This is a genomic window from Idiomarina rhizosphaerae, assembly GCF_024159085.1.
In the GTDB taxonomy this organism is placed as follows: Bacteria; Pseudomonadota; Gammaproteobacteria; order Enterobacterales; family Alteromonadaceae; genus Idiomarina; species Idiomarina rhizosphaerae.
On record NZ_JAMZDE010000003.1, the window covers coordinates 47,138 to 61,565 of the forward strand.

A 14,428-nucleotide genomic window follows, 5' to 3' on the forward strand; every position below is an offset into this window, starting at 1 on the left:
TCATTCGCATTCCAACTCAAATTAGTCTGCGTCAGCAGCAGCTACAGCAGTTTCAACCCACTGGTACCACTCAGAGCTTGTATCGTCGTCAGACAATGCGCCGATGAAATCAACCGGAGTAAAGAAGTCATCGTTCAATGCAGTTAAGTCATTCGCTGCGATAGTGATAGATGAAGTCATATCTGTAGAGATACCGTCATCATTCAGGACAGTAGCGGAACCATCAAGAATTTCGTTTACGCCACCGTTCGGATACCAGGCTGAGTAAGTTTCGCCATCTGCGAAAGTGTTATCACCGGTATTTACGAAGTTGTTAGTACAGGCTAAAACTGAGCTGTAGAAGTCCAGTTCGCCGTTATCTACGCCAGCTTCACCGTCTGTCGTAAAGAAGATACAACCGTCGTCAGCAGTACCATTCTCTTTAACTTTCAGGACGTTATACATTTGACCCTGGAAGTTATCATCAAACTTAGTGGCAATAGATGGATCGTTGTCACGTACAGATTTACCATCAGTGGTGATAATAGTTACGTTAGCAATGGTCGGTGCTGATGTTGGCGCCTGGCTATAGTCTGGACCGTTATTTTTTTCACCGTCGGCTTCAAATCCGCCGTTACCCATGTAGTTAGTATTGCCATCTACAGTTACTGTACCGTGTTTAATAAACAGGAACTGTGCACGGCCTTGCCAGCCAGCATCGATGTCCATTGAGTCATCCTGAGTATCGGTGAAAACCACGTTTTTAACATCCGCTTTCCCCCCGAAGAACTCAATACCGTCATCAAAACCCTGATGAATGTGAATAAACTCATAAGATGAACCAGAACCGACAGCATTCAGAGTTAAAGAGTTTAAATCATCTCCGGGACCACCATCACGAGGGCCTGAACCGGCGTACCAAATTTTTGCATATTTAATTGAACCACTGTCGTCAGTGTTATCGTTGCCGCCGTAATAGCTCACGATACCTTCAGACTCTACGTTACACGTACCGCCATCGCGCTGCGCGTCAGTACACTGATTGGTAATACCGTTACCGTTGATGATGATACCGCCCCAGTCTGCATAACGTGGTGCATCACCAGAAACGTTCAGACGGTCAAATTCGTTGGCAGAAGTAAATTTAATTGGCTTGTCGAAAGTACCAACAGCATTTAGCTGCGCGCCGCGAGCAACCTGAATAATGGCTTCACCAGAGGTAAAGGCCAATGTAGCACCTGGCTCAACGGTCATAACCGGGCCATTCTGGTTAATTTCACAACTTGTCGTCGTGTCGCAATCGACACCAATTTGCAGCGCGCCTTCAAATACGTGCACACCGCCGTCAGGCAATTCTTCAAAAGTAATATCTTCATCAATTTCGATGGTCGCACTGGCGAAGTTTTCATCATAGGTACAGTCTTGACCGTCGTAGGTACCTTCCACATCACCGTAGCTTGCGCAGGCAACAGCATTACCACCGTCACCACCATTACCACCGTCAGCGCCGCCGCCATTATTGACCGTTGGTGTAACATTAATGTCGCCGCCGCAACCGGCTAAAAATAAAGCTGTAGTTACTGCAGAGATTTTGAATAAGGTATTAAATTTCATTGGGTTCTCCCGACTTGGATTTTATCCAGTTATGATTTAAGTCGGAAGAAGACTAAGACGCTTGCATGACAAGATTGTGACAACACAAAAGTGTCACAAAATATTCACCATTTCGTAACCTAACTCTTTGGTTTTGAGCTTTGCGATTGTTTAAGAAGTAACCTACCGCCAACATTAACACATTATCTTAAGCCGGGTGCCTCTGGCCACAGTGGTCAAACGCGCGATTGAACTGCTCAGTACAAGGTATATGGCATCCGTAAATTTCTTGCAACTGAAGGGCTCATTCGGCGTGGGCACAAGAAGCCTTGAGCCAATCATTACACTTCGATGCACCAGAACGCAGGCTGGTGCTGCCAGCTCTGTATCTTCTAGCCAACCATTGAATGGGCTTTAGAGGCAGGAATTCTAGTAAAACTCACGGAAATAATCGGGAGTTTAGCCAATGAAATGATAATAAATGTTTCATTCCACCGTCATACAACTAAGGAAAAATCTCAAGTGCTTCATATCGAGGTGATGTTATTACATTAATTTAAAAGGAACATAAGTTATGAATACAAAAAATATTTCGATTCTGACTCTTTGTACTGTTATGGGTTTAATGTCCTCATCTGCTGTAGCGGCAACATACTGCTCGGTATATGTCGATAATACTCAGAACCAACCTAATGGAGTCGTTGTAAGCACATCGAATATCAGCTCTTACTCAAAGAATGATCCATTTATCATTTCCTATCAAGACAACCGATTGGGGGAGTACTTGAACACTTTAACAAATGCGAAAAATAACAATACTCCTTTAAAAATATATATATTAGAAGAATTTAGAGGAGATGATGCAAAAGATTGTAGAGATGGAGTAACGGATTACATCGGTTCTATTCATTCAATCTAAAAATGCTGTTTTCGGTAATAATTAAGAACTTATGCACAAGGCCGTAAGTTGTTTATTACGGCCTTATTCCTCTGTTTTACCACCTTGAAAATAAGCGAAGTAGAAAAAGGTGAGTCGACCTACACGTGAGTGCAATCTAAATATAGAATACACGGACGAAGCACTATATTAAAATAAAGTCGCTTCATAAGCATGCCTGCTAAGATTAGCATCACCCGAAATTAACCCTTATGGCTATTACTTCAAACCCGACTCCAGGACAAAGGCTTAAAGAGCTAGAGCTTAACTTGAAGAGAAAGCAGTTCGTAACCTCTCAATGAAATAATCAATTGCATCGACACAGCACAGGGAACCCAACAGCAAAAAAGCTAGTTGCGAAGTGCAACTGGACTAGTTAAAGCCCCCAACCTAATTTAGGGCGAGTCAGTTTATCCTGCTCATTCCAGAAAACTAAAATAACAATATATTCACACTTTAGTCATTTGAGGTTGTATTTTTGATCTTTGCGCTTGTTGAATAAGTAACCTATATCAATAATGAAAAACCCAAAAAAGGAAACCCCATGCGTAAATTATTACTCAGTTGTGTACTGACGACTCTGTCTGTACTTGCTTTACCAGCCGCGGCCTATCAATCCGAAGAGGTTATCGTCGAGCATAACGAAGTGGCCGATAATATTTATATGCTGACGGGTGCCGGTGGCAACATGCTTATGTCATCTGGTGACGATGGCGTATTTCTGGTAGATGACCAGTATACTCAGGTGGCAGAAAAAATTGCCGCAAAAATTAAGGAGCTGAGTGGTGAAGAGGTGCGTTATATTCTGAACACTCACTTCCACGGCGACCACGTAGGTTCTAATAGTTGGTTTGCCAATAATCAGAACTCAACTATTTATGCTCATGACAATGTGCGAGAACGTTTGAGTCAGGATAGCGATTTCAACGCAGCCGGCCTTCCAGCCATTACCTTTGACTCAACCCTTACCTTCCACTTGAACAATGACGCTGTTCATGTGTTTTATTTGCCTGCAGGGCACACCGACGGTGACAGCGCCGTATGGTTTGAAGAAGCCAATGTGCTGCACCCGGGCGACTTATTCTTTAATGAACGCTTCCCTTTTATTGACCTGAAGAGCGGTGGTGACGTTGACGGCTACATTGCCAACGTTGAAGAATTATTAAATCGCATTAATGACGACACGGTGATCATTCCGGGTCACGGCCCTTTAGCCAATAAAGAAGATTATCAAGGCTTTCTGGACATGCTGAAAGAAACCAAAGCCGAAGTCGATGCCATGAAGCAACAGGGAATGACCCTTGATGAAGCAAAAACCAAGGGTCTGAGTGAACAATGGAAAGACTGGAGCTGGTCTTTTATAAACGAAGAGCGCTGGATCACAACGCTGTACTAAAGATTAACCGTTCGTCCGGTGGTTGCAGGTGAAAGTCCATGGCCAGCTCATCGCAGTTGGCCAACCTTGGACACAATTCGCAGTCCTTCATGACTTTTTCCGGCAAACTGTCTTTAGAACAATGACTAAAACCTTGTTGCTCAAAAAAGTCCGGCACCCGGGTCAGCACAATGACCCGGTTCAACTGCAGTAACCGTGCCTTTTTCAATAAATAAGACACCAGCATGCGGCCCTGCCCACGCACTTCCGTATGCGGGTGAACACCCAGCGAGCGAATTTCAGCAAGCCCAGTGGTATAAATATAAAGCGACGCACAGCCCATGACTTTACCGCCGACTTCGGTAACGGCAAACTCATTAATTGAGTGCACAATGTCGTCTTTTGCACGCGGTAAGTTCTCTCCTGCTCCGGCCCAGTGCTGAACTAAATCCAGAATCGCGCCAATATCACCGAGGTTAGCATCCCTAATACGAATTTTCTGCTGCTGTTGAGCGCTTTTTAAGGCTTCGTTCACACGCTGCGGCGAGGTACCGCCCAGTGCACAGCGCTTTTCCAGTAAAGCATCCAGCGTCAACCACTCATAAACATCCTGCTCAATTACCGGAACAACCGCCTGAAACGCCTCCAGCGGCATGTCTTCAAGTGGTTTTTGAGCCTGAATAGCCTGCTGAACCAGCTCTCCGACGTTATGATGTGCCTGCCTAAAAGGTACGCCTTTAGCGACCAGATAATCGGCCAGTTCGGTGGCGTTAGCGTAACCGCCCTGCGCGGCTTTGCGGCAAACCTCATGGTTCACGGTTAAGCCCTGCAGGCTGGAAGTCACCATCGCCAGCGAAGCCTGCCAGGTGGTAAAGGCGTCAAATAAACCTTCTTTGTCTTCCTGCATGTCTTTGTTGTAAGCCAGCGGCAAAGCTTTCAGTGTCATCATCAACCCGGTTAGCGAGCCCACCACCCGGCCGCTTTTGCCGCGCACCAGTTCCAGTGCATCGGGGTTTTTCTTTTGCGGCATTAACGACGAGCCTGAAGTCACATTGTCTGCCAGTTCAATAAAGCCCGCCTCACCGGAATTATAAAAGATAAGATCCTCGGCTAAGCGCGACAAATGCAGCATCGACAGTGACGCGGTGCTTAATAACTCCACCACAAAATCACGGTCGGAAACGGAATCTAGACTGTTGCGCGTCGCCTGGCTAAAGCCCAGCTCGCTGGCAATGGCTTCACGGTCCACCGGATACGCCGTACCCGCCAGCGCACCGCAACCCAGCGGACTTTTATTCAGGCGCGTTACGGCATCCTCTAAACGCTCGCTGTCGCGCTGCAGCATTTCTACATAAGCTAAACACCAGTGCGCCAGCAATACCGGCTGCGCTCGTTGCAAGTGGGTATAGCCGGGTATCACTGTGCCCTGCTCGCGCTCAGCTAAACCCAGCAATGCCTGCCGGATTTGCTGCAACGCCTGTTGCAAAACTTCTGACTGCTGACGACACCACAACCGCAAGTCGGTCGCGACCTGATCGTTACGGCTACGCCCGGTATGGAGTTTTTTAGCTAAGTCTCCAACCTTGGCTATTAGAGCCGCCTCAACAAAAGAGTGAATGTCCTCATCACCGCCGACAGCAACAGCCGCAGGATCAGAACGCACTTCACCTAAAAGTTCGTCCAGAGCCTGTTGTAACTGTTCACATTCTTCAGCACTGAGTACCCCGACCTTTCGCAACGCGTTGGCCCAGGCTTTAGAACCGGTAATATCCTGCTCTGCCAGCACATAGTCAAAGGGTAACGAGTCATTAAACTGCTGAAACGCGGCATCGGGTCCTGCCGCAAAACGTCCGCCCCATAACGCCATAACCTATCCCTTTTGCTGTTTTTGTAGCGCCGCAATCCGGCTCGGAAGAGAGAACAACCGGATAAAGCCTTCGGCATGCGCCTGGTTATAAACTTCATCGGCACCAAAGGTCGCAAAATCTTCGCTGTACAAGCTGTGCGGCGAGCGTTTCTGCACTGCGGTTACCGAACCTTTGTAGAGTTTCAGAACCACCTCCCCATTGGCAGTTGCGCATAACGACTGCGCCGCTGCCATAACCGATTGCTGCAAAGGAGTAAACCAACGTCCGTCGTACAATAATTGTGCAAACTGCTCGCTCAACTGAGTTTTCCAGCTACGGCTGACTTTGTCCAGCACCAGTTCATCAATGGCCTGCAACGCCGCCATCATTACAGTACCGCCCGGAGTTTCATAACAACCGCGGCTTTTCATTCCCACCAGACGGTTCTCCACAATATCCACACGGCCAACACCGTGTTTAGCAGCAACGTCATTTAAAACACTCAAACTTTCAAAAGGCGACAGCGCCTGGTTATTCACCGCCACAATTTCACCGTTTTCCACCGTCACAGAAAGGTACTCCGGTTTGTCCGGTGCATGCTCCGGCGATACCGTCATAGTCCAGACCTTTTCTGTGGGTTCGCACCAGGGGTCTTCAAGTTCGCCACCTTCGTGCGAAATATGCCAGGCGTTAGCGTCGCGGCTGTAGATTTTGGTCGCTGAAGCTGAACAGGGAATATTGCGTTCCGCCAGATAATCCAGCAAAGACTCGCGGCTGCTTAATTCCCATTCACGCCAGGGCGCAATCACCTGTAAGTCAGGTGCCAGAGCCGCATAACAGGACTCAAAACGCACCTGATCGTTACCTTTACCGGTGCAACCGTGAGACAGTGCGTCAGCGCCGACTTTACGCGCCACTTCAACCTGAGCTTTGGCAATTATCGGCCGCGCCATGGCGGTGCCCAGCAGGTAAGTGCCTTCGTAAATCGCTCCGGTTTTCAGGGTCGGGTACACATAGTTTTTAACGAATTCGTCTTTTAAGTCCACCACATGGCATTCAGAAGCACCCGAGGCTTTGGCTTTTTCCTCAACACCTTCCAGCTCTTCGGCTCCCTGCCCTACGTCAGCCACAAAGGCCACCACTTCACAGCCGTAGTTTTCTTTTAACCAGGGCACAATCGCCGATGTATCCAGGCCACCAGAATAGGCCAGTACCACTTTTTTTACATTGCTCATGAGGCTTTCTCCATAGATTCTGGCAGTACGGCTGCCGTCGGATTCAATAATAAAGTTAATAAGGCGTTTTGCGCATACAGACGGTTTTCGGCCTGCTGAAAACAGCGCGACAGCGGGCCATCCATCACATCGGAGGTTATTTCGTAACCCCGGTGCGCCGGCTGGCAGTGCAACACCGAAGTGGCACCGCTGTGCTCAACCAGCTGCGAATTGATTTGATAAGGCTGGAAAGTGTCGCGTACTTCACTCAGCGGTTTATCGTCGCCCATCGACACCCAAGTGTCGGTATAGAGCGCATCAGCTCCTGCAACAGCGGCAATATCATGGGTAACAACAATGTCGGCACCACTCTCTTCTGCTTGTTTTTTCGCTTTGCTGACAAGGTCGGCATCGGGTTCATACCCGGACGGGCAAATAATAGTACAGCTTGCACCCAGTGCGGCGGCAGTCAGCATCAGCGAGTGCGAGACATTGTTGCCATCGCCCAGATACACCAACTTCAGACCTTTCACCTTGCCGTAGTGCTCCTGTAGAGTTAAAAAATCCGCCAACGCCTGACACGGGTGAAACCGGTCGCACAAGCTGTTAACTACCGGCACCGAGGCGTACTGAGCCAGTTCTTGTAATGTATGGTGCGACATAACCCGTGCGACAATGGCATCGGCCCAGCAGGATAAATTGCGGGCATAATCGGCAACGCTTTCGCGTACGCCCATACCATTGCCCTGCTCATTCAGGTAAACCGCATGACCACCCAGCTTTTGCAGACCAATATCAAAAGACAAACGCGTACGCAGACTTGGCTTTTCAAACAAAGTGACGACGCTACGGCCTGCCAGAGTCTGGCAGTATTTTTCGGGGTGTGCTTTTTGCTCTTGCGCTAAAGCCAGTAGTTGCAATGTGTTAGCCGGAGTTAACTCCAGCCCGGATAAACAATGTTTCATCATACTTACTCACTAATCTGTGTGCCTGAATCGGGTTTATTGACTGCATTCCAACTGCCTATTCGCACAGATCGTCGCAAGTGTCTGGCCGCTTCCAGCGCGCCACGAACCTTAACCAGCATACCGTCCTGAATTACGCCGGCTTTTGTCAGCTCATCAATGCTCTGAGTGTTCAGTTGCTCTATCAATTGACCTTCACTGTCGAGCACACCGTCAACATCGGTCAAAAACAGTAAATCGGCATCGAGATTTGCAGCAACCGCAACAGCCGCGTCATCGGCATTAACATTGAACCACTCACCTTTTTTACCAAAGCCAATAGAGCTTATTAATGGCAGGTAGCCGCATTTGAGCAGGTTAGCAATTAACCCGGACTCAAACAGCTCGCACGTACCTACCTGTCCCAGCGCGGCAGACTGGCGCCGACAGGAAATACCTGCTTCGTGCAGAGTTAAGCCAATGGGCCGTATACCGGTGGCTATTGCCTGAGACATCAGCTGTTTATTTGCACAACCGGCTAAGGCTCCCACTATATATGGCATATGTTGTTCCGGGCTGACTCGCAGCCCTTCATGCTTTTCACTTTTTAAGCCAGCAGTAGACAGCCATTGCTGAGCCAAAGATCCACCACCGTGCACAATGACCGTCTTGTTCTTAGTGTCGACCAGAGACTCAAACAGCGCTTTCATCTCATCGGGCTGTTCAAGTAGGCTGCCGCCCAGCTTAATCACTCTCATAACAGCCCCTCTTCAAGAGCTAAACCAAGCTGCAGGTTCACACACTGAATGGCCTGGCTGGCGGCACCTTTTAGCAAGTTATCAATAGCCGACAGCGCAATTAACTGGTTGCCCTGCCGGTGCCAGCCAATATCCACAAAGGGTTGCTGCACCACATTTTTAATGGCTGGCCGCGCTTGTCTTTCACAACGTACGAGCGGCTGACCTGCATAGCATTGGTACGCTTTATCTAAATCCGTATCGCTTACATCATCGTTAAGCTCGGCATATACAGTCGCCAGAATACCGCGCGGAAATTGCGCCAAATGCGGAGTAAACAGCACGTCTTGCTGCAACTGCTGAGCAATTTCCGGAGTATGGCGATGCTCAAACAGTCCGTAAGCTTGTAAAGATAGCTCTGCCCCATGATTCGTCAATGACGCTTTTCGACCCGCACCGGTAACGCCGGAAACTGCATTAATAATAATTTTATTGTCGCTGAGTAAGCCTGCCTGTTTTACCGGAAGCAATGCCATTAAAGCGGCGGTTGGGTAACAGCCGGGCACAGCAACTAACTGCGCTGCGGCTATCTCTTGCGGGTACCATTCCGCCAGCCCATAAATCGCTTGTTCTAGCCACTGATTCTGCTCGTGCTCAAAGCCATAAAATGCCGGGTAATCTTCAACCCTGTTTAAGCGAAAGCCACCGGAGAGGTCTATCACTTTCAAACCCGCAGCCAGAAACTCAGGAGCCAGCTCCACACTCACGCCATGATCAGTACAGAGGAACACTGTGTCAGCTGAGCCCTTAATGAAGTCTTTTTCATGACTGGATAAGCCCTGCAAAGGCAGTTTCACTAAATGTGCATATTGAGGGTGTAAATCACTCAACAACGAGCCCGCATCACTGCTATGCTCAGAGACATAACAACCCAAAAGATTAAGCGCCGGATGTTGTTGCACCAAGCGGGTTAGTTCGACGCCGACGTAACCGCTGGCTCCAATTATTGCGACTGACTGAGACTGCGCTGCTGTATACTGCATGCGACAAAAACCTGTTGCTGTTTCTGAGTAAAAATGCAGAATAACCGAATAAACATACTTATGCAATAATAGTGAATAATTATATTAAGGATTAACTATCATGAACACCCCTGCCTTACCATCATTCTTCTCAATGTATCAGCAACTCATTGCACAACCTTCCATCAGCTCTATTGACCCTAAATGGGATCACAGCAACCAGAAGGTTGTGAATTTACTGGCTGAATGGTTGGAAGTATTAGGCTTCGAGTGCGAAATTAATGAGCTGCAAAGTCAGCCGGGAAAGTTCAATTTACTGGCTCGTCGGGGAGCCGGAAGTGGCGGATTACTGCTGTCCGGACATACCGACACCGTGCCTTACGATGCCAGCCGTTGGAACTTCGACCCTTTTAAGCTCACTGAACAGGACAACCGCTGGTACGGTCTTGGCAGCATTGATATGAAGGGCTTTTTTGCTTTTGTTATTCAGGCTCTGAGTGAGCTGGACGCAACTCAGCAAAGCAAACCGGTTATGATACTAGCCACCGCCGACGAAGAAACCACTATGGACGGTGCCCGTGAGGTCAGTCGTTTTGCCAACCTCAAACCCGACTACTGCGTAATAGGCGAACCCACAGATATGCGTCCGGTATATGCCCACAAAGGGCACATGAGCGAAGTAATACGTATTACCGGACGCTCCGGCCACAGCTCAGACCCAGCTCTGGGTATTAACGCCATAGAACTGATGCACGAAGTGATTTCAGCACTCATGAAATTAAAAGAAGAGTTTAAGCATAAATATTCAGATTCAAGCTTTTCGGTACCACACCCCACCATGAACTTTGGTCACATTCATGGCGGCGACAACGCCAACCGCATTTGTGGCTGTTGCGAGTTGCACCTGGACATTCGACCACTCCCAGGTTTGTCTGTTGACGAGCTTTACGCCCACCTGCACCAGGCAACGAAAAATATTCAGTCTCGCTATCCGGGGTCAATTGAGCTCATTTCACTGCACCACCCAATACCCGCTTTTCAGCAAAATACCGATTCCGCATTGGTACAATTAGCAGAAAAAATTTCGAAAACTCAGGCACAGGCGGTTAACTATTGCACTGAAGCGCCCTTTCTTCAGGAACTCGGCTGTGAAACACTAGTAATGGGGCCAGGCTCGATACGTCAGGCACATCAGCCCGATGAGTATCTATTAACTGAAACCATCAAACCAACTCAAGAAAAACTAAAAAACTTGTTAAAAAATTATTGTTTTTCGGGTTAGCTGCCGATAGCAGAAGGAGATGTCAGGTTTAGACGCTGACCAATTTACTACAGTTATATGACTGCATTGATTAAACAAAGGAACACGCCATGATACGACAGATTTCCATAGGTCTCCGTGCAAGTATCGCTTTCGGGCTGATCGGAATACTCATACTTATTCTGGGCATTTTTGCGTTAAATCGTATTGGAGTCATTGATAGTGAGATAACGATTATTACCGACAAGCAAATGCCAGCGCTGGACAATGTAAATGATATAAACCGTGATTTTCTTTTGGTACGAATTCATTCAGCCAACGTTTCCACCTATATAAATGACGCTGAGCGTTTAACAAACTATAAAGCAAAGCTTTCCGATGCAATTGATTCACTTAAGCGTAATCAGAGCGAATACGAAAGTGTTATAGAGGATTCTCAGGCGCGAGAATTATTTAATGAATACAAGGCGCTTGATAAAGAATATTGGCAGTTAAATGATCAATTCAATAAGCTGGTTGATGCGGGACTTGAAGATGCCATTGCTTCAATAAGAGAAAACAGCATACTTCCGCTGACTAACAAAATCACCGAAAAACTGGCCGAACTTCACAGTAGAGAAAGTGTTCTTATTGATGAAGCAGCAAGTGACGCACACGGAGTAGCGGCAAACGCTAATCTTGCGGTTATTATTGTACTCGTGGCTGCTATCGCATTGCTGGCTCTGTTCGCTATAGTGCTGACCCGCAGCATCGTCAGACCTATTAGCGCCGCCGTTGATTTTGCCGAAACTATTGCTAAGCGGGATCTGACACAACGTATTGAAATTGTGGGTAATGACGAGCCGGCACACCTACTTCGTCAATTAGAACGAACGCAAACAGAGCTGCGCAATTCCATTACCACAATATCGGAATCATCGGAGCAGCTAGCATCAACCTCTGAAGAACTAAGCTCAGTGACCGAAGAGTCTACCCGGACTATCCAGCAGCAGTCGGAAGAACTAGAGCAAGCAGCAACGGCCGTAAACGAGCTGACTACCGCCGTTGAAACCGTTGCTCAGGATGCCCAGAACGCTTCGGAAGCTTCTGACGAAGCAAATCAACAAGCACAACAAGGCAATGACCGCGTACGTCAAACGGTTCGTGCTATTGAAGAGTTGTCTCAGGAAATTGGCGACTCTTCCGGTAACGTCGCCGAACTTGCACAGAAGGTGAAAAGTATTACCAAGGTGCTTGAAGTTATTAGCGGTATTGCCGAACAAACTAACCTGCTAGCACTAAACGCAGCAATAGAAGCGGCTCGTGCTGGTGAATCAGGTCGCGGGTTTGCCGTTGTTGCTGATGAAGTTCGCTCGTTAGCTCACAAGACGCAGCAGTCCACCGTTGAAATTGAAGACATGGTTAAAGCTATTAATGAGTCCAGCGACCGCTCTGTCGCCACCATGGACAAGAGCTTAGAGCGTGCGACTAAGACTCTGGACGTAGCACGTGAAGCCGGTGAAGCATTGCAGCTGATTACCGCAGCTGTCAGTGAAATAAACAATCACAATACGTCTATAGCCAGTGCCGCGGAAGAACAGGCAAACGTGTCGCGCGATGTTGACAAAAACCTGGTCAGCATTCGTGACCTGTCTAATTCAACTGCCTCCGGTGCAGAGCAAACCAATGCCTCGAGTCGCGAACTCTCGCGCCTGGCCGTTGACCTTAATGAATTGGTTAAACGTTTTAGAATTTAAATATTGTGCCAGACGCTTTGTGGCCTGACATTTATGTCAGGTCCAATGCCAATCCTGACGTAAACGTCAAGCCACCATAATAACCTTACTGAATACCGCTAATTAACAGCATAAATTAGACTAATGGTGCGACCAGAGTCTAACCTTAATCCGTGTTAACAAATGAATAACAACGGATTCAAAAATGAACAATCTATTTAACTTCAGTCAACCGCTTGATGACAATGCAAAAGCATTGTTCAACGACGAGAACCAGTCTTTTCTCGCTGAGTTAGTCGATACCTTTCAACCACAGTTAGAGTCGCTGTTAAAGAAGCGCCAGCAACGTCAGGCGCAATTTGACGAAGGTCAGTTACCCGACTTTGACTCAGCCACGAAAGACATTCGTGAAGGAAACTGGCGCATTGCCGAACTGCCGGACGATTTGAAAAAACGCCGCTTAGAAATTACCGGACCGGTGGACCGAAAAATGGTCATCAACGCTCTGAATGCCAATGTCGACTGCTACATGGCCGACTTTGAGGATTCACAATCTCCCACCTGGGAAGGCATGGTTAACGGTCAAATTAACCTGCGTGACGCCAACATTGGCGGCATGACCTATACCGACCCAGACAGTGGCAAGCATTACCAGGTCGGCGCTAACCCGGCACTGCTCATTGCCCGGGTTCGCGGCCTGCACTTACCGGAAAAGCACGTGCAGCGTAATGGCCAAGCTATTCCCGGCGCGCTAATGGACTTTGCTTTGTACTTTTTACTGAATTACCAGCAGCGACTACAACAAGGTTCGGGTGTGTATTACTACCTGCCCAAGCTGGAGCACAGCGAAGAAGCCAAATGGTGGGCCGATGTTTTTCACTTCACCGAGGAAAAATTCAGCCTGAAAACCAGCACCATTCGCGCCACCATACTGATTGAAACCCTGCCGGCGGTGTTTCAAATGCATGAAATACTGCACGCCATGAAAGACCATATTGCCGCACTGAATTGCGGCCGCTGGGATTATATCTTCAGTTACATCAAAACTCTGAGAGAACACCCCGAGCGGGTTTTGCCTGACCGCCAGGTGGTCAGCATGGACAAGCCCTTTCTTAACGCCTATTCGCGCTTGTTAGTGAAAACCTGTCACCAGCGCGGGGCTTTAGCTATGGGCGGCATGGCAGCCTTTATACCCAGCAAAGATCCAGCCGAGAATGAGAAGATCCTCGCTAAAGTTCACGCCGACAAAACCATGGAGCGTGACAATGGCCACGACGGCACCTGGATTGCTCACCCGGGTTTAGCTGACACCGTACGCGAAATTTTTGTAGACGGTATTGAAGGCGACAATCAACTTCACGTACTGCGTGAAAACGACACCCCGATTGATCAGGCCTTACTGCTGCAACCCTGTGACGGAGAACGCACCGAAGCTGGCATGCGCACCAACATTCGGGTGTCGCTGCAATACATTGCGTCCTGGCTGAACGGCAAAGGCTGCGTTCCTATCTATGGGCTAATGGAAGACGCCGCTACCGCCGAGATTTCACGCACCTCCATCTGGCAGTGGATACGCCACGGCAAAACACTTTCCGACAACACCCCGGTCACCAAAGAGCTGTTCCGGCAGTATCTGCAGGAAGAAGCTGACGTGGTGAAAAAGGAAGTGGGTGAACGACGCTGGAACAACGAACCCTTTTCCCAGGCTCTGAGCCTGCTGGAAGAAATTACCACAGCCGACGAGCTGGTCGACTTTCTGACCCTGCCCGGCTACCAACAACTGAAATAATAACGATTAAGAGCA

The 14,428-nt window shown here is 48.3% G+C and carries 11 protein-coding genes; 5 read left to right on the top strand and 6 right to left on the bottom strand.

Features of this window, described 5'->3' with window-relative positions:
• Positions 1-21 precede the first annotated feature (21 nt).
• On the bottom strand, positions 22-1,593 hold the full coding sequence (locus NJR55_RS02680; protein ID WP_253617600.1) for a hypothetical protein: 1,572 nt from the start codon (positions 1,591-1,593) through the stop codon (positions 22-24).
• A gap of 553 nt (positions 1,594-2,146) precedes the next feature.
• Here NJR55_RS02680 and NJR55_RS02685 point away from each other — a divergent pair.
• Positions 2,147-2,491, top strand: a complete 345-nt coding sequence (locus NJR55_RS02685; protein ID WP_253617602.1) for a hypothetical protein — start codon at positions 2,147-2,149, stop codon at positions 2,489-2,491.
• A gap of 562 nt (positions 2,492-3,053) precedes the next feature.
• Entirely contained in the window at positions 3,054-3,905 is an 852-nt protein-coding gene (locus tag NJR55_RS02690) for an MBL fold metallo-hydrolase (RefSeq protein ID WP_253617604.1), read from the top strand.
• Here NJR55_RS02690 and argH read toward each other — a convergent pair.
• The 5 genes from argH to argC are packed head-to-tail and all read right to left on the bottom strand — an operon-like array spanning position 3,889 to position 9,669.
• Positions 3,889-5,751: an argininosuccinate lyase gene (gene argH / locus NJR55_RS02695; RefSeq protein WP_253617606.1), complete on the bottom strand. Its 1,863-nt coding sequence runs from the start codon at positions 5,749-5,751 to the stop codon at positions 3,889-3,891. The genes NJR55_RS02690 and argH overlap by 17 nt on opposite strands.
• A 3-nt stretch (positions 5,752-5,754) precedes the next feature.
• A complete protein-coding gene (locus NJR55_RS02700; protein WP_253617608.1) occupies positions 5,755-6,966 on the bottom strand; it encodes an argininosuccinate synthase in 1,212 nt (403 codons plus the stop codon).
• Complete coding sequence (locus NJR55_RS02705) at positions 6,963-7,913, bottom strand: ornithine carbamoyltransferase (protein WP_253617609.1); 951 nt, start codon at positions 7,911-7,913, stop codon at positions 6,963-6,965. The genes NJR55_RS02700 and NJR55_RS02705 overlap by 4 nt, the downstream gene beginning before the upstream one ends.
• A 2-nt stretch (positions 7,914-7,915) precedes the next feature.
• Entirely contained in the window at positions 7,916-8,647 is a 732-nt protein-coding gene (gene argB / locus NJR55_RS02710) for an acetylglutamate kinase (RefSeq protein ID WP_253617611.1), read from the bottom strand.
• A complete protein-coding gene (gene argC, locus NJR55_RS02715) occupies positions 8,644-9,669 on the bottom strand; it encodes an N-acetyl-gamma-glutamyl-phosphate reductase (RefSeq protein ID WP_253617612.1) in 1,026 nt (341 codons plus the stop codon). The genes argB and argC overlap by 4 nt, the downstream gene beginning before the upstream one ends.
• A gap of 100 nt (positions 9,670-9,769) precedes the next feature.
• On the opposite strand from argC, the gene argE reads away from it, so the two are divergent.
• From argE to aceB, 3 genes are all read left to right on the top strand, one after another.
• A complete protein-coding gene (gene argE, locus NJR55_RS02720; RefSeq protein WP_253617614.1) occupies positions 9,770-10,930 on the top strand; it encodes an acetylornithine deacetylase in 1,161 nt (386 codons plus the stop codon).
• An 89-nt stretch (positions 10,931-11,019) separates the two neighbouring features.
• Positions 11,020-12,645: a methyl-accepting chemotaxis protein gene (locus tag NJR55_RS02725; RefSeq protein ID WP_253617615.1), complete on the top strand. Its 1,626-nt coding sequence runs from the start codon at positions 11,020-11,022 to the stop codon at positions 12,643-12,645.
• A 184-nt stretch (positions 12,646-12,829) separates the two neighbouring features.
• Positions 12,830-14,413 carry a malate synthase A gene (aceB, locus tag NJR55_RS02730; protein ID WP_253617617.1) on the top strand — a complete coding sequence of 528 codons (1,584 nt, stop codon included), beginning with the start codon at positions 12,830-12,832 and terminating at the stop codon, positions 14,411-14,413.
• Positions 14,414-14,428: the final 15 nt, after the last annotated feature.

What these genes read in the sequence shown, in the direction of transcription:
- NJR55_RS02680 (WP_253617600.1), bottom strand. Translation starts at nt 1,593, where the DNA reads ATGAAATTTAATACCTTATTCAAAATCTCTGCAGTAACTACAGCTTTA.
- NJR55_RS02685 (WP_253617602.1), top strand. Translation starts at nt 2,147, where the DNA reads ATGAATACAAAAAATATTTCGATTCTGACTCTTTGTACTGTTATGGGT.
- NJR55_RS02690 (WP_253617604.1), top strand. Translation starts at nt 3,054, where the DNA reads ATGCGTAAATTATTACTCAGTTGTGTACTGACGACTCTGTCTGTACTT.
- argH (WP_253617606.1), bottom strand. Translation starts at nt 5,751, where the DNA reads ATGGCGTTATGGGGCGGACGTTTTGCGGCAGGACCCGATGCCGCGTTT.
- NJR55_RS02700 (WP_253617608.1), bottom strand. Translation starts at nt 6,966, where the DNA reads ATGAGCAATGTAAAAAAAGTGGTACTGGCCTATTCTGGTGGCCTGGAT.
- NJR55_RS02705 (WP_253617609.1), bottom strand. Translation starts at nt 7,913, where the DNA reads ATGATGAAACATTGTTTATCCGGGCTGGAGTTAACTCCGGCTAACACA.
- argB (WP_253617611.1), bottom strand. Translation starts at nt 8,647, where the DNA reads ATGAGAGTGATTAAGCTGGGCGGCAGCCTACTTGAACAGCCCGATGAG.
- argC (WP_253617612.1), bottom strand. Translation starts at nt 9,669, where the DNA reads ATGCAGTATACAGCAGCGCAGTCTCAGTCAGTCGCAATAATTGGAGCC.
- argE (WP_253617614.1), top strand. Translation starts at nt 9,770, where the DNA reads ATGAACACCCCTGCCTTACCATCATTCTTCTCAATGTATCAGCAACTC.
- NJR55_RS02725 (WP_253617615.1), top strand. Translation starts at nt 11,020, where the DNA reads ATGATACGACAGATTTCCATAGGTCTCCGTGCAAGTATCGCTTTCGGG.
- aceB (WP_253617617.1), top strand. Translation starts at nt 12,830, where the DNA reads ATGAACAATCTATTTAACTTCAGTCAACCGCTTGATGACAATGCAAAA.